At 29.4% G+C, this 24,787-nt stretch carries 23 protein-coding genes and 6 tRNA genes; 2 read left to right on the top strand and 27 right to left on the bottom strand.

The window, feature by feature from the left end:
• Window positions 1–171: 171 nt before the first annotated feature.
• The 25 genes from OW729_RS17130 to purR form a co-directional block, all read right to left on the bottom strand.
• Window positions 172–248: transfer RNA gene (locus OW729_RS17130), tRNA-Met, on the bottom strand.
• A gap of 17 nt (window positions 249–265) precedes the next feature.
• Window positions 266–341, bottom strand: a tRNA-Met gene (locus tag OW729_RS17125).
• Window positions 342–346: 5 nt separating this feature from the next.
• Window positions 347–435, bottom strand: a tRNA-Leu gene (locus OW729_RS17120).
• Between the two features lie 22 nt (window positions 436–457).
• A tRNA-Met gene (locus tag OW729_RS17115) sits at window positions 458–534 on the bottom strand.
• Window positions 535–542: 8 nt separating this feature from the next.
• Window positions 543–618: transfer RNA gene (locus tag OW729_RS17110), tRNA-Met, on the bottom strand.
• A 4-nt stretch (window positions 619–622) separates the two neighbouring features.
• Window positions 623–711, bottom strand: a tRNA-Leu gene (locus tag OW729_RS17105).
• Between the two features lie 144 nt (window positions 712–855).
• Window positions 856–1,260, bottom strand: coding sequence for a S1 domain-containing RNA-binding protein (locus OW729_RS17100; protein WP_268062775.1), 405 nt, complete (start codon window positions 1,258–1,260; stop codon window positions 856–858).
• Window positions 1,261–1,332: 72 nt separating this feature from the next.
• Window positions 1,333–1,605 (bottom strand): FtsB family cell division protein, encoded by a 273-nt coding sequence (locus tag OW729_RS17095; protein WP_268062774.1) that lies wholly within the window; start codon window positions 1,603–1,605, stop codon window positions 1,333–1,335.
• A gap of 78 nt (window positions 1,606–1,683) precedes the next feature.
• On the bottom strand, window positions 1,684–2,103 hold the full coding sequence (gene yabQ / locus OW729_RS17090) for a spore cortex biosynthesis protein YabQ (RefSeq protein ID WP_268062773.1): 420 nt from the start codon (window positions 2,101–2,103) through the stop codon (window positions 1,684–1,686).
• Window positions 2,084–2,374 (bottom strand): sporulation protein YabP, encoded by a 291-nt coding sequence (gene yabP / locus OW729_RS17085; RefSeq protein WP_268062772.1) that lies wholly within the window; start codon window positions 2,372–2,374, stop codon window positions 2,084–2,086. The genes yabQ and yabP overlap by 20 nt, the downstream gene beginning before the upstream one ends.
• A 130-nt stretch (window positions 2,375–2,504) precedes the next feature.
• Window positions 2,505–2,762 (bottom strand): RNA-binding S4 domain-containing protein, encoded by a 258-nt coding sequence (locus tag OW729_RS17080; protein ID WP_268062771.1) that lies wholly within the window; start codon window positions 2,760–2,762, stop codon window positions 2,505–2,507.
• A 77-nt stretch (window positions 2,763–2,839) separates the two neighbouring features.
• Complete coding sequence (locus OW729_RS17075) at window positions 2,840–3,118, bottom strand: HU family DNA-binding protein (protein ID WP_268062770.1); 279 nt, start codon at window positions 3,116–3,118, stop codon at window positions 2,840–2,842.
• Window positions 3,119–3,224: 106 nt separating this feature from the next.
• On the bottom strand, window positions 3,225–4,670 hold the full coding sequence (gene yabN, locus OW729_RS17070) for a bifunctional methyltransferase/pyrophosphohydrolase YabN (protein ID WP_268062769.1): 1,446 nt from the start codon (window positions 4,668–4,670) through the stop codon (window positions 3,225–3,227).
• A 22-nt stretch (window positions 4,671–4,692) separates the two neighbouring features.
• On the bottom strand, window positions 4,693–6,228 hold the full coding sequence (locus OW729_RS17065) for a putative polysaccharide biosynthesis protein (protein ID WP_268062768.1): 1,536 nt from the start codon (window positions 6,226–6,228) through the stop codon (window positions 4,693–4,695).
• A gap of 93 nt (window positions 6,229–6,321) precedes the next feature.
• Window positions 6,322–6,873: a stage V sporulation protein T gene (gene spoVT / locus OW729_RS17060; protein WP_268062767.1), complete on the bottom strand. Its 552-nt coding sequence runs from the start codon at window positions 6,871–6,873 to the stop codon at window positions 6,322–6,324.
• A gap of 146 nt (window positions 6,874–7,019) precedes the next feature.
• Window positions 7,020–8,039, bottom strand: coding sequence for a peptidylprolyl isomerase (locus tag OW729_RS17055; protein WP_268062766.1), 1,020 nt, complete (start codon window positions 8,037–8,039; stop codon window positions 7,020–7,022).
• Window positions 8,040–8,095: 56 nt separating this feature from the next.
• On the bottom strand, window positions 8,096–11,608 hold the full coding sequence (mfd, locus tag OW729_RS17050) for a transcription-repair coupling factor (protein WP_268062765.1): 3,513 nt from the start codon (window positions 11,606–11,608) through the stop codon (window positions 8,096–8,098).
• 18 nt (window positions 11,609–11,626) lie between these two features.
• A complete protein-coding gene (gene pth / locus OW729_RS17045) occupies window positions 11,627–12,196 on the bottom strand; it encodes an aminoacyl-tRNA hydrolase (RefSeq protein WP_268062764.1) in 570 nt (189 codons plus the stop codon).
• A 127-nt stretch (window positions 12,197–12,323) separates the two neighbouring features.
• Window positions 12,324–13,505 carry a S1C family serine protease gene (locus OW729_RS17040; protein ID WP_268062763.1) on the bottom strand — a complete coding sequence of 394 codons (1,182 nt, stop codon included), beginning with the start codon at window positions 13,503–13,505 and terminating at the stop codon, window positions 12,324–12,326.
• A 79-nt stretch (window positions 13,506–13,584) separates the two neighbouring features.
• Complete coding sequence (locus OW729_RS17035) at window positions 13,585–15,003, bottom strand: sensor histidine kinase (RefSeq protein ID WP_268062762.1); 1,419 nt, start codon at window positions 15,001–15,003, stop codon at window positions 13,585–13,587.
• Complete coding sequence (locus OW729_RS17030; RefSeq protein WP_268062761.1) at window positions 15,004–15,690, bottom strand: response regulator transcription factor; 687 nt, start codon at window positions 15,688–15,690, stop codon at window positions 15,004–15,006.
• A gap of 376 nt (window positions 15,691–16,066) precedes the next feature.
• Window positions 16,067–17,023, bottom strand: a complete 957-nt coding sequence (locus OW729_RS17025; protein WP_268062760.1) for a ribose-phosphate diphosphokinase — start codon at window positions 17,021–17,023, stop codon at window positions 16,067–16,069.
• Window positions 17,024–17,062: 39 nt separating this feature from the next.
• Complete coding sequence (gene glmU, locus OW729_RS17020) at window positions 17,063–18,433, bottom strand: bifunctional UDP-N-acetylglucosamine diphosphorylase/glucosamine-1-phosphate N-acetyltransferase GlmU (RefSeq protein WP_268062759.1); 1,371 nt, start codon at window positions 18,431–18,433, stop codon at window positions 17,063–17,065.
• A gap of 182 nt (window positions 18,434–18,615) precedes the next feature.
• Window positions 18,616–18,921 carry a septation regulator SpoVG gene (gene spoVG, locus OW729_RS17015; protein WP_268062758.1) on the bottom strand — a complete coding sequence of 102 codons (306 nt, stop codon included), beginning with the start codon at window positions 18,919–18,921 and terminating at the stop codon, window positions 18,616–18,618.
• An 89-nt stretch (window positions 18,922–19,010) separates the two neighbouring features.
• On the bottom strand, window positions 19,011–19,829 hold the full coding sequence (gene purR, locus OW729_RS17010; RefSeq protein ID WP_268062757.1) for a pur operon repressor: 819 nt from the start codon (window positions 19,827–19,829) through the stop codon (window positions 19,011–19,013).
• Between the two features lie 333 nt (window positions 19,830–20,162).
• Here purR and murC point away from each other — a divergent pair, with 333 nt between their 5' ends.
• Window positions 20,163–21,539: a UDP-N-acetylmuramate--L-alanine ligase gene (murC, locus tag OW729_RS17005; RefSeq protein ID WP_268062756.1), complete on the top strand. Its 1,377-nt coding sequence runs from the start codon at window positions 20,163–20,165 to the stop codon at window positions 21,537–21,539.
• 270 nt (window positions 21,540–21,809) lie between these two features.
• Here murC and OW729_RS17000 read toward each other — a convergent pair whose 3' ends face one another.
• Both OW729_RS17000 and OW729_RS16995 read right to left on the bottom strand, forming a co-directional pair.
• Window positions 21,810–22,628, bottom strand: a complete 819-nt coding sequence (locus OW729_RS17000; protein WP_268062755.1) for a metal ABC transporter permease — start codon at window positions 22,626–22,628, stop codon at window positions 21,810–21,812.
• Window positions 22,628–23,392 (bottom strand): metal ABC transporter ATP-binding protein, encoded by a 765-nt coding sequence (locus OW729_RS16995; RefSeq protein WP_268062754.1) that lies wholly within the window; start codon window positions 23,390–23,392, stop codon window positions 22,628–22,630. Before OW729_RS16995 ends, OW729_RS17000 begins: the two co-directional genes overlap by 1 nt.
• Window positions 23,393–23,710: 318 nt before the next feature.
• Between OW729_RS16995 and OW729_RS16990 the strand changes: the two genes are divergently transcribed.
• On the top strand, window positions 23,711–24,019 hold the full coding sequence (locus tag OW729_RS16990) for a hypothetical protein (protein WP_268062753.1): 309 nt from the start codon (window positions 23,711–23,713) through the stop codon (window positions 24,017–24,019).
• Window positions 24,020–24,787 lie beyond the last annotated feature (768 nt).

Genomic DNA, 24,787 nt, shown 5'->3' with positions numbered 1-24,787 from the left:
GAAAATATGTAATTTATTGGAGCCAACATTCATGTTTCGTAAGACATTTAATTTTATGTTTTTGTATAATTTTACCATTCACGAACTTTTTCTTTTTTTTGTGTCACAAATTTGAAATTTGTATGAGATAAAACAAAAAAATAAAAGTCTACAAGTTACCTTGTAGACTTTTGGTAGCGGAAATAGGACTTGAACCTACGACACTTCGGGTATGAACCGAATGCTCTAGCCAGCTGAGCTATTCCGCCATGCTCCAAAAAATAAATGGTTGCGGGGACAGGACTTGAACCTGCGACCTTCGGGTTATGAGCCCGACGAGCTACCAACTGCTCCACCCCGCGATATTTGGTGCCGGAGACCGGACTTGAACCGGTACGGAGTGTTAGCTCCGCAGGATTTTAAGTCCTGTGCGTCTGCCGATTTCGCCACTCCGGCGTATTACTATTTATTTTTTCAATGGTAGCGGAAATAGGACTTGAACCTACGACACTTCGGGTATGAACCGAATGCTCTAGCCAGCTGAGCTATTCCGCCACATTAAATGGTTGCGGGAGCAGGACTTGAACCTACGACCTTCGGGTTATGAGCCCGACGAGCTACCAACTGCTCCATCCCGCGATATTGGTGCCGGAGACCGGACTTGAACCGGTACGGAGTGTTAGCTCCGCAGGATTTTAAGTCCTGTGCGTCTGCCGATTTCGCCACTCCGGCTTGTTTGCCTTCTCGCTTGCCGCTTTGATGTTTTCCTTAGCGACATAGACTATTATATATTAATGCCATATAGATGTCAACTGTTTTTTTAAACTTTTTTCAAAAACTTAAAAAGGGCCTTAAATAGCCCTTTTATATATTTAATCAACCTTTTTTAGAATATTTATTTCCTTTAACATTTTGATGTTTTTTTAAATCTTGAAATCTTTCTTCACTTTCCTTTAGGAACTTAGAAATTGCATCTTCAAAATTATCATTATTGACTTTAGACTTTTCTTTACTCCAATCAATTTCTACTGGTTTTGAAGACTTTTTCCTTATCATTGCTTGTTTTATTGATAAACTTAGTCTTCCATTATCGTCTACAGAAATTACTTTAACCTTAACCTTATCTTTTTCCTTAATATGCTGACTTATATCTTTAACATATGTGTCTGCAACTTCAGATATGTGTACTAACCCTGTCTTTCCCTCCACTTCTATAAATGCTCCAAATTTAGTGATATTTACTACTGTCCCTTCTAAAATACTTCCTACCTGTAAGGCCATGTTAATAAACTTCCTCCTTAAATATGTTTATATAATTAATTTATTTATCGCAGTGTAAAAAATAAGCAAGGCCTAATCTTTTTTTTGCATAACAGCATTTTCTCCTTGTTTTATATAATCAAGCCTTTCCCTTGCTAGCTTCTCCACATATCTGTAAGTCTTAGACATTTTAGTTTTATCTAACAAGCTTTGATTTTCTTTTGTTGCTTCTTTTAATTCAATATTAAGTTTCTCCAATTGCACTTTCTTATTTCTTATTGTTACTTGCTGACTTACTAATGTGTAGCCAATGTAAATTAATATACAACAAATCAATATGTTTTTAAACTTAAACTTTTTCCTCATAATAAATTACCTCAAAAAGTTTATTTTTAATTCATATCTATATTTTAGTTTTGTTTTAGGTTTTATTCAAGCAATTTTTTATTTATTTTTACGAATAATCTTATATACTACCAACTCTATTGGGTAAAGAATTAAATTCTTTAAAATTCTCCATGTTTTCAAAGATACCAATATAAGTTTATATTGCGCTTTTAAAAAATATTTGCTTATAAGCTTTAAATATATATATAATCCTAGTGCAATATATAAGAACAAATATGGTCCTATATAAATATAGCTATTGTAAAGTAGAAATATAAATACTAATATACCTGCTAAAATCCAAAATAATATATCTTCTATTAAAGTTATAATTACATTGGGATTTTCAAATCCTCTTATAATCCTATATATATCAAACAATACCCCCGTCAATATTCCTGCAAGTATACTATTAATTATTATATTGACTTGTACATTCATAGGTATAATCATAACTCTACCTAAATAACCTTGCAATTATACTTTCTTTGTCTTTTTTGCTTTCAGTAGTAGTATATACACAGGAATTTATTTGACCTAATATTATGATATCTCCATTTTGCACATCTAGCTTATTCATTTTTAATTCTTGTCCTCTAACAGTTAATGTGCCAAGAGTTGTATCTAATGCTATACATTTATCATCAAAAGATATTACTTCTAATACCCCTGATAAGACCATTTTTTTTCTATTTTCAAGAGTTAAATTACTCTTTTTACCTTTTCCACTCTCTTTTTTTGTCTCCATAAACTCCCCTCCCTATATGTAAATATATATGCCTAAATATTAATGAATATTCACTATAAAAAGAGAGGATCATTATAACAAATAATCTTTATAATGAATCTCTAAACTTCTTTTGTAGCAAAAGTCCCATTTATTGATCTTGTTCTCCAGATATTATTTCGTACATCTCTTTTGCATCAGCTTTAGCTACATGATGAGCTATGTTTATAATTTTTGCTTTTAATGAACGATTAGCAAATTTAACCTCTATTATATCATTTTCATTAACTTCTGTACTTGGTTTTGCTACTTTATCATTAATAAAAACTCTGCCACTTTCACAAGCTTCTTTTGCAACAGTTCTTCTTTTAATTATTCTTGAAACTTTAAGATACTTGTCTAATCTCATAATACCCTCCAAATTCCTATTTATTTATATTCCTAAAAATAAAAAACCTAGATTTGCACCCAGGTTTTTCATTTAAGTTATTTATTATTAACTATGTCTTTAAATTCTTTACCAGCTTTAAATACAGGAACTGTTGATGCTGGTATAACTATTTCTTCTTTAGTTCTTGGGTTTCTTCCTTTTCTTTCTGCTCTTTCACGAGTTTCAAAAGTACCAAATCCAATTAATTGAACTTTTTCACCTTTTCCTAAAGCTTCTTCAACACTTTCTATAAATGCCTTTAATGCTGCCTCTGCATCCTTTTTAGTTAATTGAGTTTTTTCTGCCATGCTTGCAATTAATTCTGCTTTATTCACCTTTGTTACCTCCCTTAAATTATTATCAAATAATGATATAAAATTTATTCTTCATTTAAATTAAAAATCCTTTTTTATAAGAACTTTTAACTAAAAACTTAAGTAATTATTTTGTCTTTGATTCTTCCCACAATTTATCCATTTCATTCAAAGACATTTCTTCTAATTTTTTCCCATCTTTTAAAGCACTTTTTTCTATGTATTCAAATCTATTAATAAATTTGTCTATAGTATAATTTAATGCAAGCTCAGGGTCAATGTCAAGCAATCTTGCTATATTTACACTACTAAATATTAAATCTCCTATTTCACCTGTTATTTTTTCCTTGTTTTGGGTTTTATATACCTGTTTTATCTCATTTAATTCTTCAATTACTTTATTCATTGCTGGTTTAACATCATTCCAATCGAAACCAACTTTAGCTGCTTTCTTTTGAACCTTATCTGCTCTCATTAAAGCAGGCAAATTTTTAGGTACATGTTTTAACTCATCTGTATATTTATCGAACCCTTTTTCTATTTTCTTTATTTTATCCCAGTTTACCAAAACTTCGCTAGAATTGCCAACAATAATTTCTCCAAACACATGAGGATGTCTTTGAATTAGTTTAGTACAAATTCCTTGTATGACATCATTTACATTAAAATACCCATCTTCTTTTCCTATTTGTGCATGAAATACAACCTGAAGAAGTACATCTCCTAGTTCTTCTATTATTTTATCATCATCTTCTTCATCGATTGCCTCTAAGACCTCATAACATTCTTCTATTAAGCATTTTTTTAATGATGAATGAGTTTGTTCTTTATCCCATGGACATCCATTTTCTCCTCTTAGAGTATTCATTATATCCAATAAATCATAAAAATCTTTTGTAGCTTCTGAATTTTTAGGTATATATAGAGAGGTTAGATGATCAATATCTTCTTGCCTATCAAGTTCATAAATCTTTATTTTTCTAATACTTTCAACCTCTTTAATACCTGCTGCTCTTACAAAGTATATTTCTGTTTCATCTTTATAATATTCTAGTAGAGCTAACTTAACCTCTGATGCTATAAACCTATTATAAACTTGTGCTACTATTATTCCAACTCTTTTATCTAAAATTTGATTTTTAATATCAAAAGAATCTATTATCTTTAGTCCATCAAAAGGGTCTACTTTTAAACTTTCAACCATAGCATCCACAAAACTAACTGCCGGCAAAATATCTACATCTATACCTTCTTCTTCACAAAGCTTTACTAGTATTTCAACAGACTTTTCTCCTTTAAAAGGATTTCCTGGCACTGCATATACAAGCTCACCACACATTTTATAATTATCCAATAAATTTTTAGCAATAAACTCATATACCTCATCAAAGTTGCTTGATTTTTCATAAACATAATCATAAGATTTAAACTCTATTCCGATTCTTTTCAAATGATCAATATTAGGATGTTTATCTGTTCTAAAATACACATTATTACTATTCTTTAATGCCTCTAAAGTCCCAATTGTAAGCGCTTCTACACTTCCTGGCCCCAATCCAACAACCTTTATCATATAAACTTTCTCCTTTTCGTAATCATTTCCTACCCCTTTTACCTACAAGTTCTTTAAAATTCATTACTTTAAATGCTAAAACTAGAATCATATATATTATTATACCTATAAGTACCGCTATTAAACAAGAAATAGAATTATTTAAAGTATAATTATATATTTTAACGTATATAAAAACTACTGTCACTATCATTATCATAGAAGCATACGCAGGTTTAATTAAACTTTCGTATAAATTCATCCTTATATTTAAACTCTTTTTTAGAAGCCTAATATTTAACATAGTAGCTATACCATAAGCACAAAAAGTACCTGCAATGGCCCCATATATATTCACATTAGGCATAGGTATTAATATATTGCTTACAATTACTTTTACTATACATCCTATAAATAGATTAATAACAGGAAGTTTTTTTGATGTAGTTGCTTGTAGTATAACAGTTGTTGTCTGAGCCAATATAATAAACGGGATTGATAGTGAAGAATATTTTAATATTTCATGTCCTGATACCTGTCCACTAAATATAAGATTCAATATAGGCCATGCTAAAAAATATAATCCCAGCAAAGAAGGTAATGCAACTACTAAAGATATTTTTATAGAAGACAAAATATTTCTATTTAATTTATGCTTATCATTTAATAAATAAGCCTCAGAAATTATAGGTACAATTACAGCACATAATGCAGCTGATAGTGTCAAAGGTACATTTACAAGAACTGCAGCCTTGCCTGTAAGTTGTCCATATAATATAGCCGATTCCCTTGCTGTATATCCTGCTTTAAGAAGATTCTGTGGTACAATAATTGTATCTATTACATTCATAATTGTCCCTGCACAAGCTCCTATAGAAATCGGAACAGCAAGTCTTATCAAATCTTCCATAATATCATGATTATATTTAACATCACTAATTCCCATCTTAAATCTTATTTTTTTATATTTACTTATTAAATATAATGCTCCTAAAATTCCACCTGCAGCTGCTCCTAATGTAGCTCCTCCTGCAGCATATTGAATTCCTTTTGGAAGAAACATTATAGCAAGTCCAATTCCTACAACTACTCTTGCAATTTGCTCTAAAATTTGAGAAACAGCTGTAGGTGTCATATTTTGAAGTCCCTGGAAGAAACCTCGAAATACATTCATAACAGCAATAAAAACCGGTGCAGTAGCAAGAGCTATTAAAGAATAATATGAATTTTTGTGCCATCTAAAAAACTTAATAAACACATTAGAGAATGCAAACATTATTAGACTTATAGTTACTCCAAATATAAGCATTAGCAAAAGTGCTTGTTTTAGAATTTGGATTACCCCCACATCATCCCCTTTTGCGTTTTTTTCAGATATCATTTTTGACATAGCAAGTGGCACTCCCGATGCCCCTGCTATAAAAAGCATATATAGTGGATATGCCATCTGATAATATCCTATCCCCTCATCCCCAATTAAAATTGTTAAAGGAATTCTAAAAAACATTCCTAATGCTCTAGAAAATATTCCTGCAAAACCTAAGATAAATGTTCCTCTTAATAGTGATTGTTTTTTCAAAATAATACCTCCATTATTACTCTTTAAATATAAATATTTTAAAAATGAAGATATTATTACTTAAATAATAAATGGCAGTCTTCCTGCCATTTATTATTCCATTTGTTTTCCTAAAAATGCTGCTGCTGTTTCTGCTAATTTAACTTCAACTTCTCCAAATTTAACGTTATCTTCTTTTGAAGCTATTATAACAGCACCTATTGTATCTCCTTCGGCAATTATAGGATGTATAACCTGTGCAGAGTATTTTCCTTCTACCTCTTCATCATCTATTAAAGGAATTATTTTATTTGCTCCTTCTCCAAGATTAGCTCCTTTTCTTTCTTCCATAATCTGTTCAACTTCCGGGCTTATTTTTTTATCCATATATTCTTTCTTAGAAGTTCCACTTACAGATAAAACATTATCTTTATCACAAATAAGTACTATGTGTCCAATTGTTGTTTGTAATGATTCAGCATATTCTTTTGAAAAATTGCTTAATTCTTCTATTGGTGAATATTTTTTTAATATTACACCCCCTTCTCTATCAGTAAATATTTCTAAAGGATCCCCCTCTCTAATCCTTAAAGTTCTTCTAATTTCTTTAGGTATTACCACTCTTCCTAAATCGTCTATACGTCTAACAATACCTGTTGCTTTCATCAAGTTTACCTCCTTATCACAATAAATATTTTTTTCCATATTAGTATCTATCGAAATATGAAATTTTATACACAAATGTATAGCTTTAATTTTAATACTAAAAAAAAGATGATACGACAAGTACCATCTTTTTAACTATTTTTTAATTAAACTAGTTTATCTTCATATATTTTAATTTTTGCATTATCTTTTATTTCTTTTAATTTCTTATTCCATGCATCTTCTGTTTTCTTTTCTGTTAAGTCTTTTCTTATTTGTTCTTTTACTTGAGCAAATGCTTTTGCAGGTTTATCTTCTCTCTTTATCATTTTAATTAAATGATATCCCCATTGAGTTTTAACTGGAGCTGATATCTGACCATCTTTAAGTTTCATAGCACCTGCCATGAAATCGTCATCCATTTTTCCTTCTGGAACTACTACAGTACCTAAATCTCCACCATTTTCCTTAGTACCATCTGTTCCATACTCTTTGGCAAGCTTTGCAAAATCTTCACCTTTATCTAACTTTGCTTTAACTTCTTTAGCTTTTTCTTCTGTTTCAACAAGTATATGTGCTAAATGTACTTTAGTAGGTTCAGTTTCTTTAGCAGGATACTTATCTTTTAATTTATTATAATAATCTTGCATTTCTTTATCTTCAACTTTTATAGATTTTGCAATTTGATTATGGTATTTTTCAATTATAATATTTTTTTTAATTAAAGTCTTAAACTCATCAGGTGTTAATTTATTTTGCTTCAATGACTCTTCATACGCTTTATCATCCTTAATATTTTGACTCTTCTTAAATTCATCTATTTTCTTTTGAATCTCTTTGTTCAAATCTTCTTCTTTAGGTACCGCTTTTGCTTTTTCAGCTTCTTGTAGTACAGCTTCTTCCATTGCCATTTGGTTTAACACTTGAGATTTTTGTTGCTTTAATAGTTCCTTTGCTTCATCATTTTCATAATATTTTTCTCCATATTTTTGCTTAGCCTCTTCAATCATCATCACTGTTTGGTAATTTTTATCTAGTTCTCCTCTTGTTATGCTTTTATCACCTACTTTAGCAACTACAGTTTTAGCTATAGCTTCTGGAGTCTTTTCTATCATTTTACATCCTACTGTTGATACTGCAAAAACCAATATGGCTGCACAAGCAACTATTTTTCTTATATTCTTCACTTTATTATCCCTCTCTTTTCGTGTATTTTTTGCCATAAATCCATTTTATCACAAAACTACTTTGTTTCAACTATACCTTTGATATATTCAACTAATTCTATGAGCTCATTAATCAAATCTTCTTTTTTTACATTTTTTAAATTATACCCTATAACAGGGTCCTCTCCAAATTTAAATATGATATTACCTTTGTATTTCTTCATTATTGCTTTAATCAACGCTTCTGTCATCCATTTCTTACTTTCAAATTTAATTAAGACTTCTTGTCTTTTTTCTTTTATTTCTTCTATACCAACATTATTAGCCATACTTTTTAGGTAAGCTATGTTAATAAGATTTTCAAGAGACGAAGGTATATCAGAGAACCTATCTTCCAATTCTTCCTGTATGTCCATCATACTTTCTTTTGAATCAATACTAGCTATCTTCTTATAAACTTCTATTTTCTGCACTTCATCTTGAATGTATTGTTTTGGAATATAAGCATCTATCTTTATGTCAACTACTGTTTCAAAAGGTTCATTTTCTATTTCTCCCTTAACTAACCTTATAGTGTCCTCAAGCATTCTACAGTATAAATCATAACCAACAGAAGCCATATGCCCATGTTGTGCGGAACCAATAATATTACCTGAGCCTCTTATTTCAAGATCTCTCATAGCTATTTTAAATCCTGAACCCAATTCTGTAAAATCTTTTATGGCTTTTAATCTTTTCTCAGCCACTTCAGTAAGCATTTTATCTTTTCTATATGTTAAATAAGCATAAGCTATTCTATTGGTTCTACCAACCCTTCCTCTAAGTTGATATAACTGAGACAACCCAAACTTATCAGCATCATATATTATCATGGTGTTAGCATTTTGTATATCAAGCCCTGTTTCTATAATTGTAGTACAAACTAACATATCATATTCTTTATTCATAAAATCAAGCATTACTTTCTCTAGCTCTCTTTCAGGCATCTGTCCATGAGCAATGCCTATTCTTATATCTGGTAATAATTTTTTTATATAAGCAGCTGCCTCTTTTATTGATCCCACCCTGTTATATACAAAGTAAACCTGTCCTCCTCTATCTACTTCCCTCATTATTGCATCAGAAATAAGTTGATCATTAAATTCCACTACATAAGTTTGTACAGGATACCTTTCTTCAGGTGGTGTTTCTATAACACTTATATCCCTTATACCAGTAAGAGACATATGCAACGTCCTTGGTATAGGGGTGGCAGTTAAAGTTAACACATCTACATTTTTTTTAATGTTTTTTATCTTTTCCTTGTGAGTTACTCCAAAACGTTGCTCTTCATCCACTACAAGTAACCCTAAATCTTTAAACTGAACATCTTTTTGAAGAATTCTATGAGTACCTATTAGTATATCAATATTTCCTGCCTTTACTTCCTTCAAAGTAGCTTTTTGTGCCGCTGGAGTTCTAAATCTACTTACCATATCAATTTTTATAGGGAAGTCTGAAAACCTTTCAACTAAATTCTTATAGTGTTGTTCGGCTAGAATAGTTGTAGGTACCAAAATTGCTACTTGCTTTCCATCCATTACGACTTTAAAAGCTGCTCTTATAGCAACCTCTGTTTTACCATATCCAACATCCCCACAAAGCAATCTATCCATAACTTTCATAGATTCCATATCTTTTTTTATCTCTGAAATCGCAGTAATTTGATCAGGAGTCTCTTGATATGGAAACTCATCTTCAAATTGTTTTTGCCATACCGTATCATTTGAAAATCTATGTCCCTTTAATGTAGATCTAACAGCATATAGCTTAACTAAATCCTCCGCTACTTCATTTATTGCTTTTCTCACTTTATTTTTAGCTTTTACCCATTCACTGCCACCTAGTTTATTTATCTTAGGCTCTTTTCCTTCAGTTCCAATATATTTTTGTACTAAATCAAGTTGCTCAACAGGAACAAATAACTTATCTTCTGAATTATAACTAAGTTCTAAATAATCTTTCTTATGTCCCTGAACTTCTAGTTGTTTTATACCTTTGTACACACCTATACCATGATTAGTATGTACAACATAATCTCCAGGTTTTAGCTCTGTAAAACTCTTTATCTTGCCAACACCTTTTTTATTAACACGACTACTCTTTTGTTTAGATTTTCCAAATACTTCTTTATCAGATATTACGCAAATTTTGAACTCAGGATATTCAAAGCCTTGAATTTGATTCCCAAAAGTTACTACAACTTCTCCATATTGTATATCATCTATAACATCTTTGTATACACTCTCAATATCTCTATTTCGAAGGGTTTCTACCAATCTTTGTCCCCTTGGTCTTGTTGCTGCTAATATGACTGTCTTATATCCCTTAGTTTTTTTATCCTTAATATCCTCAATTAAAAGATCTAATTTACCCCCATAGCCACTTAAACTTACTTGAGAAAAGCTTTCTTGACTAATCGCTTGAACTTTTTTTTCCTCTTTAGCTATTAAATTTATAGTAAGAATCTTTCTAGCTAAAAGTTCTTCATACAACCTATTTTTATCTATAAGTAATCCTAACTGTTTAGAAATTATACTACCCCTTTGAAGAAATTCTTTATAATCTTCTTCAAACTCTAGATATAAACTTTCAAGTTTTCCTGTACATCTCTGAGTATCATTAATCACCACTAATGCATCTTTCATATACTGAAGTAATGAATGTGGTTTATCATAAAAATAAGGCAAATAACTATCTATACTTTCAAAATTCCAATTTTCTTTCAAAAGTTCTAGGTTAGACAAGGTAGTACTTTCTAATCTTTCTAAACTTTCCGGATTATCTTTAAGAATAGCTTTTGCTTTTTCTAAATCTTGTTGAATTCCATTATAACCCGTTTCTAAACTATCTTTAGTAAATACCATCTCTTTAGCAGGAAAAATTTCTACATTTACAAACTTTTCTATACTTCTTTGAGAATCAGTATTAAAACTTCTTATAGAATCTATTTCATCTCCAAAAAGCTCAATCCTATATGGTATAGCTTCTATTGGAGAGTAAATGTCTAGTATTCCACCTCTTATAGAAAATTCTCCCTTGCCTTCTACAATACTAACCCTTTCATACCCACTTAGAACTAATTTCTCGCTCAACGCCTCTAAATTAATACTATCTCCCACCGAAAAATTAAATGTATATTTTAAATACATTTCAGGTGGAATATAATTTGATGCTAAAGCTTCCATTGAGGTAACAATTATCTTTCTATCTTTTTTTAGCATTTCTCTTATAACTTTAAGTCTTTCCCACCTAAGATCACCAGAAATAGCATATATGTTATAGAAAACTACTTCTTTAATAGGAAAATAATACACATTAGGCGTATAAAAAGAAATATCTTCATATAAATTCTTTGCGTCCACGTCACTATTGGTAAAAATAAAAATGGACTTTTTCTCATTTTCATATAACCCATTTATAAAATAACTTCTTGCTGAATCAGAAACTCCTAAAACTTCTATTGGAACTTTATTTTCATCAAGCTTATCTATTATCCTTTTAAATGAACTACTCTCGTATAAAGGCTGCATCAGCCCTTTTAGTCTCATATGTATACACCTCTCATATTACTCTACTTTAACCCCATTAAACTTATTCATAGATTCAGCAACTCCACTTTCAATAATAGTTTCAATCGCTTTTGCAATTATATGAAAAATTTTCTCAACTTTTTCTCTATCTTCCTTACAAAATTTTCCTAAAACATGAGAAACTAAGTCATCATAGGAAGGCTGTCCTACTCCTATTTTGATTCTTGGAAAAATATCGCTATTAAGATTAGCGATAATGTTTTTTATTCCATTATGTCCTCCAGCACTTCCTTTTGGTCTTATTCTAATTTTACCTACATCTAAACTTATATCATCATATAAAATTATAATATTTTCATTGGGAATCTTATAAAAATCTGCTACCTCTCTAACAGACTCTCCACTTAAATTCATATATGTTTCAGGTTTAAGTAAAATAACCTTTTCACTAACTATCTTTCCATCTCCATACATACCTTTAAATTTTTTCCTATTCACTTCAATCTTATACTTTTCTGATATAAAATCTATCATGTCAAACCCTATATTATGTCTAGTCTTTTCATATTCTTTACCAGGGTTTCCAAGTCCTACCACCAAAAACATCTTGTCTACCTCCACACAATTAACATTAACCACTTTTATATAATACATTAAAAATAAAATTAAATAAAGAAGCACATAAAACTAAACCCATGACAAAAACTCATGAGTTTAGTTTCTTTTATTTAAACTATCTCTCCTTAGCATCGTCTCCTATAACTACATTTACATCCATAGTATTGCCACTTCTCCAAACTTTACACTTAATACTGTCACCTATTTTGTGTTTCTCTATAATTTGGGTAAAATCTTTATATTCATTTAATTTTTGATTATCTATCTCTAACAATATATCTGTAGGTCTTATACCAGCAACTTCTGCTCCGCTTTTCTTTGCCACTTCTTGAACATATATTCCTTTTACATTGCTTTTATTGTCTAAAACCACATGTTTACCACGTATTCCAATACTAGGTTTTACACAACTTCCATACTTAACTATCTGATTTAAAATTTCCTTCGCTTCATTAGAAGGTACTGCAAACCCTACTCCTTCTATCTCTTTAGACCTATTTTTCCCTATTTTTATACTATTAATCCCTATAACTTCTCCCTGTTCATTGCATAATGCTCCACCACTATTAGCTGGATTTATATCAGCATCTGTTTGAAGAATTCTATAGTATGAGTTAACTCCCTTAACCTTTCTATTTAGAGAGCTAATTATACCTGCAGTTACATAGCCAGTAAACTCTTCATCCACAGAATTTCCAATAGCAATAGCTAAATCTCCTACTCTAACTTTAGAAGAATCTCCGAATTTTATAACAGGTAAATTTTTAGCATTTATTTTTATTACAGCTAAGTCTGATGTAACATCTCCTCCTACAATCTGAGCCTTTAGCTCTTTCCCATAATTAGCTAGTTTAACATTTATTTCACCAGCTCCTTGGATATTGTTGTAGCTTGTAACTATATATCCATTTGCATCAAATATTACACCAGATCCCATGCTTTTATTTACAGATTTAGGTGAGTTTTGAATGTTACCGCTTATTCCAACAACAGCAGGTCCAACTGAATCAGCTACTTTTGTAATTACATTATTGGTATGTTCTTCGTTAGCGCTTGCTGCAATTTTTTTATCACTCAAATTTTTAGTTTGAGTAACATCAGGCATTTGAGGATATCTTTTATTCACAATATATAAAGATGTAACAGCACCTGATACAGCTGCTATTAATATAACAGAGACTGCTTTTAAAACCATTCTCATCTTATTTTTTTTCCTTCTAAAGTTTATTGTTCCACCTTTATTGTTCTCAACATTTTCCCATGCTACATCTTTTACATTTTCATTATTTCCAAACAAATATCTCACCTCCTGCTAAACTAATTATAATAAATTTTTTTTACATATTTGTTAATAAACTATAATATTTTTAATAACATTATTTTTCAGCTACTTTTAAAGTGAAAATAAATTTCACTCCCTTTTTATCAACATTTTCTACCCATACTTCTTCTCCATGCTGAACTATAATTCGCCTTACAATTGAAAGTCCAAGTCCTGTACTAATCTTAGATGTTCTAGATTTATCACTCTTATAAAATCTTTCCCATATTTGATTAACTTCATCTTGTGGAATAGATGCTCCATCATTATATATCGATACAAAAACTTTTTGTCCTTTTGCTTTAGTTGTTATCTCAATATTTCCACCATCACTGACATATTTAATTGCGTTATCAATAAGATTAGTTAGCACCTGGATAATCTTATCTCTATCAACTAAAACAAATACATCATCATCATCCAACCATATATTTACATTTAATTTCTTTGATTTTATTATAGCTTCAAACTTAATTATAGAAAGACGAACAATTTCATTAATATCGTATTTTTGAAGATTTAAAGTAAATTTTCCCGCTTCTATTGCAGATAAATCTAGAAGATCGTTTATTAATCTTGTTAACCTTTGAATTTCTTCATACGTTACTGATAAATAATATTTTTCTTTTTCCTTTGGTATAATCCCATCTAGAATACCTCCTATAAATCCTTTAATAGACGTTATTGGAGATCTAAGTTCATGAGAAACATTAGAAATAAATGTCCTTCTATTCTCTTCTACCTGTTCTAAAGAATCCGCCATAGAATTAAAAGAATTTGCAAGCTCTCCTATCTCATCATTTGAGTTTATATCTACACGTTTACCTACTTCACCTTTAGAAATCTTATCTGCTACATTATTAATCTTAGCTAAAGGACTTACTATTATCTTTTGCGAAAAATAATAAATAACAATACTTGATAGTACTATGGCTAAAATAGCAGATATCCAAATTATCACATAAACCCTATTTAAAGGTTCTTTTATTTCATTCATGTTAGTGCTAATAAAAACCGTTCCTTGAAATATACCTCGATAAAATACAGGAACCTCATAAATATGTACAGGAACGCTAAATATATTATTAAATATATCCTTTTTTTTAATTGCCTTTCCCATCCTTAACTCTTTTAAATCCTCAGTTAACAACTGAGTACCTATAATTTTCTTGTGCTTTGGACTCGATGCTGCATATACGTACCCATAGTTATCCGAAAGCATTATGTCAGAAGAGGTATATTTTGAAGTATGTATTAAAACATCATTTATTTCACTTAAAGATATCTCACCATATAAATACTGAACTGCTGAGTTTGCAACTAATTGAGCCTCACTAGAAAGCTGCTTTTCTCTCTCTTCGAAATAATATCCCTGAAACCAGAAAGACAAAAAAGCAGCTAAAATAACAAAGCTTATAGTAATGATAATGGTATAAGTGGCAACCATTTTAGAAAATAAGCTTTTTTTCTTCATTTACTTCACCTCAAACTTATATCCAACACCCCAGACTGTTTCTATCTGCCAATTAGCCCCACCCTGCAACTTTTCTCTTAATCTTTTAATATGCACATCTACTGTCCTTGAATCTCCCGGATAATCATATCCCCATACTTCACAAAGTAACTGTTCTCTTGTAAAAACCCTATTTTTATTATTTGCAAGATAATATACTAATTCAAACTCCTTAGGAGGCATTTTAATCTCATTGCCTTGATAAGTAACGCTATATGAATTTATATCGATAACAAGATCTGAAAATTTAAGTATCTCCTTATTTTCATTTTCAACATTATACCTTCTAAGCACAGCTTTGACCCTAGCTATTAACTCTTTTGGCTCAAATGGTTTTACTATATAATCATCTGCTCCTAGTTCTAATGCTAAAACTTTATCAAAAGTTTCCCCTTTAGCCGTAAGCATTATTACAGGTGTCTCATATTCTTTTCTTATCCATTTTAAAACATCAATACCATCTACATGTGGAAGCATAATATCAAGTAGCACCAAATCTGGCATATACTGCACAAACGCTTCTTGTGCCTCTTTTCCATCATAGCATACCTTGGTAGAATATCCTGAGTTTTCTAAATACATCTTTATTACTTCGCATATATTCTCATCATCATCTACGATCAATATTTTACCTAACATTCCATCCATAACCTTACCCCCTAAATTTATACAATATTAAAATATAACTTACACAAAATTAGTTTTCTCATCTATAATACTAATATACTATTTATAAGTGTATTTTTGTTATATTATCATATGCACAATTATCTAATAATACTCTATCATATTTGATAATATTTTAAACCTTTAAAACAATAAATTTAAATAAAAGTTACAATTTAATAATATTATGACATAATAGCTTAAGGAAACAACAAAGACCATAATGAAAAATTAATTTTTCATTATGGTCTTATTCTTTTATTTAATTCAAAGCTTTTCTAATATCAGAAAGAAAGTCTAGCTTCCCTAGTACCTTTTGCATAATACCTAAAATAATATTGGATCACAACATTTTTTATTATACGAAAAGCTTGCTTATAGAAACATCTTCGTAAATTCTCTTAATAGCTTCTGCAAATATAGGAGCTACTGATAAAACTTCGTATTTATCTGACTTTTTATCTTCTGGTAATGCTATACTATTTAAAACAACTAATTTCTTTATTGCACTACTTTCTATTCTTTCAAATGCAGGACCTGATAAAACAGCATGTGAACAGCAAGCATAAACTTCTTTTGCTCCTCTTTCAATTAACGCATTTGCACCATTAGTTATTGTACCTGCAGTATCTATCATATCATCTATTAATATAACCTTCTTATCTTTTATATCTCCAATGATGTTCATTACTTCACAAACGTTAGCCTTTGGTCTTCTCTTATCAATTATTGCTATAGGACAATTTAATCTGTCTGCAAAATCTCTAGCTCTAGTAACACTACCAAGGTCTGGTGATACAACAACTACATCACTTTGATCTTTAAATCCTTCTTCTATAAAATATTTAGCAAGTATTGGAGCTCCTCTTAAGTTATCTACTGGTATATTAAAATACCCTTGAATTTGCGCTGCATGTAAATCCATAGTAAGTACTCTATCAGCACCAGCTGTAGTTATTAAGTCCGCAACAAGTTTAGCTGTAATTGGATCTCTAGCCTTTGCTTTTCTATCTTGTCTTGCATATCCGTAGTAAGGTAATACTGCTGTTATCCTACCTGCAGAAGCTCTTTTGAAAGAATCTATCATTATTAATAGCTCCATCAAGTTATCATTTACTGGTGCATTTGTTGATTGAATAACAAAAACGTCAGCTCCTCTAACAGTCTCATTAGTATTTACGCTTATCTCTCCATCGCTAAATTTTCCTACTTGAGAATCTCCTACATAAATACCTAGGTTTTCAGCAATATCTTTAGCTAAAGTTGGATTTGCATTACCTGTAAATATCTTTATATTTTTACCATGGGTTATCATATGTAAACCTCCTTGAAATTTTATCACTTTTTATACTTTTTACTTTTTTAGTCCGCTTTTTTCCATCCAACCTTCTTTATTAACTTGCTTTGCTCTAGCAACAGCTAAAGCTCCACTAGGAACTTTTTTAGTTATGGTTGAACCAGCTGCTATATAAGTATTATCTTCAACCTCTACTGGTGAAACTAAGTTAACATTGCATCCTATAAAAGAATTATCTCCTATTATAGTCTTATTCTTATGTTTGCCATCATAGTTAACAACTACAGTTCCACATCCAAAATTGCATCCACTTCCCACTTCTGCATCTCCTATATATGTTAGGTGAGATACTTTTGTGTTATCGTCTATCTTAGATTTTTTAATTTCAACGAAATCTCCAATCCTTACGTTTTTACCAATTTGGCTTTCTGGCCTAACATAAGCAAATGGACCAACGGTAGTATTTTCTCCAATACAGCTTTCTAATATAACCGAACTTTGAATTGTAACTCCAACTTCAATTATACTATCTTTTATTCTTGAATTAGGATAAAGAATACAATCTCCCTTTATAATTGTTTTCCCTTCAATTACATTTCCAGGATATATTATTGTATCTTCCCCTATTTCTACTTCATTTCCTATGTATGTGGTCTTAGGATCTATAATTGTAACACCATTTTCCATGTGCTTCTTATTTATCCTATTTCTCATTATTTCTTCGGCTTCAGCTAATTGAATTCTTGAGTTAACACCCTTAATTTCATCAGCATTAATATCTATAGCTCCAACTTTGTGATTTTCATTCTTTAATATTTCTATAACATCAGTTAAATAATATTCTCCTTGACAATTATTATTATTTAACTTATCTAGATTAGCAACAAGTTCTTCTATGTCAAAACAGTACATTCCTGAATTTATTTCATTAACCTTTAATTCTTCTTCACTACAATCTTTATGTTCAACTATCTTTTCTACTTCTCCACTATCACTTCTTATTATTCTTCCATATCCAGTAGCGTCTTCTACTAAAGAAGTAAGTATAGTTGCTTTATAGTTTCCTTTCACATGAAACTCCATAAGTTTTTTAACACTTTCCTCTGTTATAAGAGGAGCATCTCCAGTAAAAACAGTTAAAATTCCCTTCTTGTCCTTAAAAAAATCCTTAGAACAAATGAGAGCATGCCCTGTTCCTAACTGTTCTGTCTGTAATGAATAATAAACGTTTCTATTTTCTGTAGCTCTTTTTACTTCTTCAGCTCCGTTTCCAATAACTACATTTATATCTTTTATGTCGCAATTTTTTAAAGTATCTATAACATGATTAACCAATTCTTTGCCACAAACTTTATGTAACACCTTCGGTAACTTTGTTTTCATTCTTTTACCTTTTCCTGCAGCAAGTATAACAGAACATTTGTACAAATCTAACACCTCTTTACATGGTATTAATTATCTTTTTAAGATATACGTGATAACTTTTAATGTTCACGCCTATTATATTATATTTTATATAATAGATTTTTTCAACCATATAATACAGTTTATACAATATATAATTTATGATATTTTTACAAAAATAAATAAAAAGGGGTATATACCCCTTTCTATTCTTCACTTTCAAACGCTATTTCTTCACCATTCTCAGTATCTGTTTCATTTTTAACGATTTCGTATTCATCCAATATAGCCTTTTGAATTTTTTGTCTAGTATCAGTATTGATTGGATGAGCTATATCTTTAAACTCTCCAGCAGGAGTTTTTCTACTAGGCATTGCTATGAAAAGACCATTTTGACCTTCTATAACTTTTATATCATGAACAACGAATTCATTATCAAAAGTCACAGATACAATAGCTTTCATCTTCCCTTCCGCAGAAATTTTCCTAATTCTTACATCAGTAATTTGCATAGAATTCCACCTCCAAAGATGCTTTACATATACTATTCTCCATGATTTATTTTTTTCCTTCTAAAATGAGAATAAATTTTTAGAAAATTTTATTTTTTAAAACTTTTATCTGGATATAATATTGGATTATCTTCTTCATCTATTCCATTAAATTTAATAATAGACATATAATCCCTAACCAACTTCTTTTCAGTGCCTATATTATCAATTAATACACCGATCCCTATTAATTCACTTTCAAATTCTTTTAATAAATTTATTATACCAAGAGCAGTGCCTCCTGCCTTCATAAAATCATCTATAAAAATACATCTGCTTCCTTTTTTTATTGATCTCTTAGAAAGCGACATTGTTTGAATTCTTTTATTAGACCCCGAAACATAATTTATAGCTACTGTAGGTCCTTCTGTAACTTTGTTATCTCTTCTTACAATAACTAAATTAACCCCTAACATTTTAGCTACTTCATAAGCCAAAGGTATTCCCTTTGTTTCTACAGTTACAACATAATCTACATTATCTTTATTAAATTTAGACGCTAATATTACAGCAGCTTTTTGTATTATTTGTGGATTAAACATTATATCACTTATGTACATAAACTCTCCTGGTACTATTCTTTGCTTATCTTGTAAAATTATACATAATTCTTCTGCAAATTCTAAAGTTTTTTCTTTAGATATCCCACAAGTATATTTAATACCGCCAGCAGCTCCTGGTATAGTCTCTATATTTCCAAAAGAAAGTCTATTAAAAGTTTCCCTAATAACTACTATATCCTCACTTATAGTAGATTTAGCAGCATTAAATAATTGTGTAAATCTATTTAAATTTATAATTTTGTTAGGATTTTCTATTAATATCTTTGTTATTGATGTAATTCTTTGATTTCTATTAAACTTTTGCATATCTATCTCCTATTCTTAATTTTACGAATTTTCTTTTAAAATTTCTTCTTATTATTCATATTTTATTCCAAAATCATTTTATTATCAATAATATTTTATACTTATTTACATTTATATTCGTAGCTCTAAGTTTATATTTTAAATTATTAATTCATTTTTGTAATTATCATATATATTATATAAAATAAATATTTTCTTTAAATATATTTGATTTGGAATTTATTTTGGGTTATTTTCGTAAATTTTAAATTTATTATCTATAATTATGTATTGCTTTTTTAAATTTTTGTATATAATGATTTAATAGGTATTGTTTTTTAAGGAGTTGATTATATGTCATTTAATTTTCTAAAAGATACACACAAAAAAATACATTTTATAGGTATAGGTGGCGTAAGCATGAGCGGCCTTGCTGAAATATTATTAAGTAATGGATACAAAGTTTCTGGTTCTGATAGAAGTGAATCAGATCTTACCCTTAAACTTAGAAAGGAAGGTGCTAAAGTATATATAGGCCACAGCAGTGAAAACATTGTAGATGTTGACTTAGTTGTATATACTGCTGCTATTTCTGAGGATAATCCTGAAATAATTAAAGCTAAACAATTAAACATACCTCTTTACGACAGGGCAGAATTCCTCGGTAAAATAATGAAAGGTCATAAATATAATATAGCAATATCAGGTACTCATGGTAAAACTACAACTACTTCTATGGTTTCTCATATAACATTAAGTGCAAATTTAGATCCTACAATACTTGTTGGAGGAAATCTAGATATAATAGATGGCAATGTTAGAGTGGGAAATAGTGATTATTTCATTACAGAAGCATGTGAATATAAAGCTTCTTTCTTAAAATTCTATCCATATGTAGGAATAATCCTTAATATCGAAGCAGATCATTTAGACTTTTATAAAGATATTAATGATATCGAAAATACCTTTATTAAATTTGCAAAACTTATTCCTAAAGATGGATATCTTGTAATAAATTCAGACGATGCTAGAGCTGAAAAAGTATGTAAAGAAGCTAACTGCAACATAATTACCTTTGGTATAAACTCAGGAGATGTTTGTGCTAAAAACATATCATATAACTCAAAAGGTCTTCCTTCTTTTGATGTATACAATAGAGACGAAAAATTATTTGAGATAACTTTAAATGTTCCTGGTGAACATAATATACTTAACTCTCTAGCTAGCATAAGTGCTGCTTTAGGATTGAATATAGATAAAGATTCTATTATAAATGGTCTTTCTACTTTTTTTGGCACTCATAGACGTTTTGAAATTAAAGGTAAATTAAATGGGGTAACAGTAATTGATGACTATGCTCATCATCCTACTGAAATAAAAGCTGCTCTTAGTGCTGCTAAGAACTTTCCTCATAATAGAATTTTTTGCGTGTTTCAACCTCATACTTATTCTAGAACAATAAGTTTATTTGATGATTTTGCTCAATCTTTTTTTAATGTAGACACAGTAGTTCTAGCAGATATATATGCAGCAAGAGAAAAAGATACTGGCATAGTAAGTTCGGATAAGCTTGGAAATAAAATTAGAGAAAATGGTGTTGACTGTAAAAACCTACACAGTTTCCAAGACATAACTACATTCTTAAAAAATGAATTAAAAGAAGGCGATTTACTAATGACTGTAGGTGCTGGAGATGTCTACAAAGTAGGCGAAATGTTCCTAGCAGAATAAAAGATACCCTATCTTTCATTAGAGTTGTCAATAACCACAATATAGTAATTTCCTTTCTTGGATTAGAAAATCCTTAAATTAGGTAAAAAATAAAACCTTAACGAAAAATCTATTTTCGTTAAGGTTTTAGCTTTTAGTTTTAGTAAATTTTAAAAATTTACTCTTCATACTCTTCACAAACATGTCTATGCATACCGAAGGTGTAATAGATACATACATATATTTTAAGAAACCTCTTTCTGAACCTTATTCATTATATCGTAATATTATTCAGCTATGACATTTTTTCAAAACATGATTTATAAGATAAATAATCATATAACTTCCTACAGCAAAAATAATTATAGATGCTCCTGAAGCTATATTAAAATAATAAGAAAATACTAATCCTATTAACCCAAATACAGCCCCTAAAATTATAGATATAATCATAATTCTCTTTAGATCATAAGTAAATTGTTTTGCAATAGCTGGTGGAACAGTAAGTAATGCTATTACTAATATTATTCCTACAACCCTTATTAAAACCACTATTGTGCAAGCGATGAGAATATATAATACATGCTCCAAAAAAATAGTATTAATTCCTAAAATACTGGTAAATTCCTCATCAAATAAGTAAAATTTGAAATAATTAAAAAACATTGTGATTGTAGACACTACTAATATATTAATCACAATCATAACTCTTATATCCAACTTTGAAACCTTTAAAACATCTCCAAATAAATAAGATGTCATATCAGGAGGATACCCTGGTGTAAAAGCTATAAATAATATTCCGAGAGCCATTCCAAGGGACCAAAACATCGCTGTTAGTGTATCTGAATTAGTATTACTTCCTCTATTTATTTTTGCAATTCCAAGTGAGGATAAAACAGAAAAAATAAGTGCTCCTATGATAGGTTCTATCCCTAAAAAATACCCCATACCTATCCCGCCAAAAGCAGTATGAGCTATTCCACCACTCATCATTACTAATTTTTTTTCTATTATAATCGTACCAATTATTCCACACACTATGCTTGCAAGAATAATTCCAAATACAGCATGTCGTATAAAGGCATATTGTATAAATGCATTAATCATTAGATTCCTCCATATAATGTATTAGAATATTGTTCGGTATTGATATGATCTATAAAATTCGTAGGATTCTGAAAAAAATTCATATTAATTTCAATACCTTTTTTAGCCTTACCATAATAATACAATTCCTTATTTATACAAACTATATTTGTAGCATAATTAGAAATTATCTCTATATCATGTGTAACTAATACTATAGTTATATTTTGATTAAGCTCTCTTAACAAATTATATATATCAAGCTTAGCTTGAGCATCTAGACTTGCTGTAGGCTCATCTAAAAGTAAAATTTTAGGTTGTAATACAAGTGCTCTAGCAATTAATACCCTTTGAAGCTGTCCTCCTGATAACTGTCCTATCTGCCTATCTTTTAACCTGTATATACCAAGCTTTTTCATAACCTCATAAGCTTCTTCTCTATCTTTATTAGTAAACTTTAAAAAAGGACTAACCTTATTATTTAATTTGCCCATTAAAACTACATCCTCAACATTAATAGGAAATTCTTTATCAAATTTTGATGATTGAGGAACATATCCTATACTTTTTCTAGCATCTTTAGGCTTGTCATTTAATACTTTTATCTTTCCAACTTTAGCATCCTTGAATCCTAAGATAAGTTTTAATAAGGTACTCTTTCCTCCTCCATTTGGCCCTAAAATAGCTAAAAATTCCTTTTCACTTACTTTTAAATTTATATTATTTAAAGCACAAAATTTGTCATAATATACACTTACTTCACTTATTTCAATTATATCTTTCATAGGCCCTCCTCATATAAACGTGAATAATAATGCATATCATTTGCATTATTAAGATTCGTTCTAATTATACTTCCCTTAATAATTATTGTCAATAAATTCTAATCTTAATACACTATGATACTATCATCTAAAAATCTCATGTCTACGATAGCAACAATCCTTACTTTATACTCTATAAAAAACAAATAACTGAAATCTTTCGTTCTTTATAAATCCCTTTCACAAAGTATACTACTATAACATTAGTTAAGGTATACATCGGATAAAATCCTAAAATAGGGTAAAACTATCATTGAATATTTTTAGGAGGTTTTAATGATGAAAAATTTTTTAATATCTGGAGTTGTAGATATAGTTATTATATTTGTTTCTTATTATCTTTTTAAATCAGTAATAAGTGGCCCTACAAGACATAGAATATATGAAAAGTTTCTTAGTTCCTTCGCAAAATTTATAATATATATCTTTTTAGGTACAGTCATTATAACAGGTGTTACAGCTCTTATTTTTTATAAAACTCGCTTCATAGGTCAGCTAAATGTAATTGCACCTGCCATAGTATCAATTTATGTTGGATTTATAACTTCTACTGTTCCTACAAGAGGAATTGGCGATAAAGATAAATAATCCTTAAATATGTATATATTAACTATATAACTATAATATGATAATATATTATTTAAATTTAAAATATCTCTTATAATTAATCACATATTTTAAAAATTATGAAAATTTTCAGTTATAAAAAACAGGCTACCCTTATAGATGTTAATTATCTATCTTAAGCATAGCCTGTTTTTTTACTATTTACTTCACAATTTTAAAAATTATATACCATAATATAATTCTATGTTATATAATTTATTTATATGTTATTTTTATTTAAAATTAATTATATTTTATTAAATAATGATTACATTAATTACCTTATAATTAAAAATTCATAGGAGAAATAGTATGTCTATGTCTGATATAATAAATGTACTCTCAAACTTTTTTTTAGGAATAGGTGTTGTAGGAACAATAATTGTGTTATTAATGTTTTTAGCATTAAAACTCTTTAAAGTTAGAAATATGGAAAAATTAATAGCTTCTCTGTGCATATTTTTCTCTGTGAGTTGGCTAATAAATATTCTTTGTAATGTTTATCTGCTATTTTTAGCTCCAAAATAAAAAATGCCCCTTAAAATGCAACTTGTATTGAAATATATTTTAAGAACATATATTGACAATCACATATGGCTATGGCTATAAATATGAAATACTTGTGTCAACTGTTTTTGAAAATGTCCTAAAATAGTTTAATTATTAGCACCAGAAAAATCTGGTGCTTTTTTATTGCTACGCAACATCGGTTTTAAGGCGATGAGCCTGCATTTTACAATGTTTCTCAAA

The sequence above is a fragment of the Clostridium brassicae genome (genome assembly GCF_026738875.1).
Classification (GTDB): Bacteria; Bacillota; Clostridia; order Clostridiales; family Clostridiaceae; genus Clostridium_H; species Clostridium_H brassicae.
This window is presented reverse-complemented; position numbering and strand designations above follow the sequence as displayed.

What these genes read in the sequence shown, in the direction of transcription:
- yabN (WP_268062769.1), bottom strand. Translation starts at nt 4,670, where the DNA reads ATGATAAAGGTTGTTGGATTGGGGCCAGGAAGTGTAGAAGCGCTTACA.
- OW729_RS17035 (WP_268062762.1), bottom strand. Translation starts at nt 15,003, where the DNA reads ATGAAGAAAAAAAGCTTATTTTCTAAAATGGTTGCCACTTATACCATT.
- pth (WP_268062764.1), bottom strand. Translation starts at nt 12,196, where the DNA reads ATGTTTTTGGTGGTAGGACTTGGAAACCCTGGTAAAGAATATGAAAAG.
- purR (WP_268062757.1), bottom strand. Translation starts at nt 19,829, where the DNA reads ATGCAAAAGTTTAATAGAAATCAAAGAATTACATCAATAACAAAGATA.
- OW729_RS17000 (WP_268062755.1), bottom strand. Translation starts at nt 22,628, where the DNA reads ATGATTAATGCATTTATACAATATGCCTTTATACGACATGCTGTATTT.
- OW729_RS17030 (WP_268062761.1), bottom strand. Translation starts at nt 15,690, where the DNA reads ATGGATGGAATGTTAGGTAAAATATTGATCGTAGATGATGATGAGAAT.
- mfd (WP_268062765.1), bottom strand. Translation starts at nt 11,608, where the DNA reads ATGAGACTAAAAGGGCTGATGCAGCCTTTATACGAGAGTAGTTCATTT.
- OW729_RS17095 (WP_268062774.1), bottom strand. Translation starts at nt 1,605, where the DNA reads ATGAGGAAAAAGTTTAAGTTTAAAAACATATTGATTTGTTGTATATTA.
- OW729_RS16990 (WP_268062753.1), top strand. Translation starts at nt 23,711, where the DNA reads ATGAAAAATTTTTTAATATCTGGAGTTGTAGATATAGTTATTATATTT.
- spoVG (WP_268062758.1), bottom strand. Translation starts at nt 18,921, where the DNA reads ATGCAAATTACTGATGTAAGAATTAGGAAAATTTCTGCGGAAGGGAAG.
- murC (WP_268062756.1), top strand. Translation starts at nt 20,163, where the DNA reads ATGTCATTTAATTTTCTAAAAGATACACACAAAAAAATACATTTTATA.
- spoVT (WP_268062767.1), bottom strand. Translation starts at nt 6,873, where the DNA reads ATGAAAGCAACAGGTATTGTTAGACGTATAGACGATTTAGGAAGAGTG.
- OW729_RS17080 (WP_268062771.1), bottom strand. Translation starts at nt 2,762, where the DNA reads ATGAGATTAGACAAGTATCTTAAAGTTTCAAGAATAATTAAAAGAAGA.
- OW729_RS17100 (WP_268062775.1), bottom strand. Translation starts at nt 1,260, where the DNA reads ATGGCCTTACAGGTAGGAAGTATTTTAGAAGGGACAGTAGTAAATATC.
- OW729_RS16995 (WP_268062754.1), bottom strand. Translation starts at nt 23,392, where the DNA reads ATGAAAGATATAATTGAAATAAGTGAAGTAAGTGTATATTATGACAAA.
- yabP (WP_268062772.1), bottom strand. Translation starts at nt 2,374, where the DNA reads ATGGAGACAAAAAAAGAGAGTGGAAAAGGTAAAAAGAGTAATTTAACT.
- OW729_RS17025 (WP_268062760.1), bottom strand. Translation starts at nt 17,023, where the DNA reads ATGATAACCCATGGTAAAAATATAAAGATATTTACAGGTAATGCAAAT.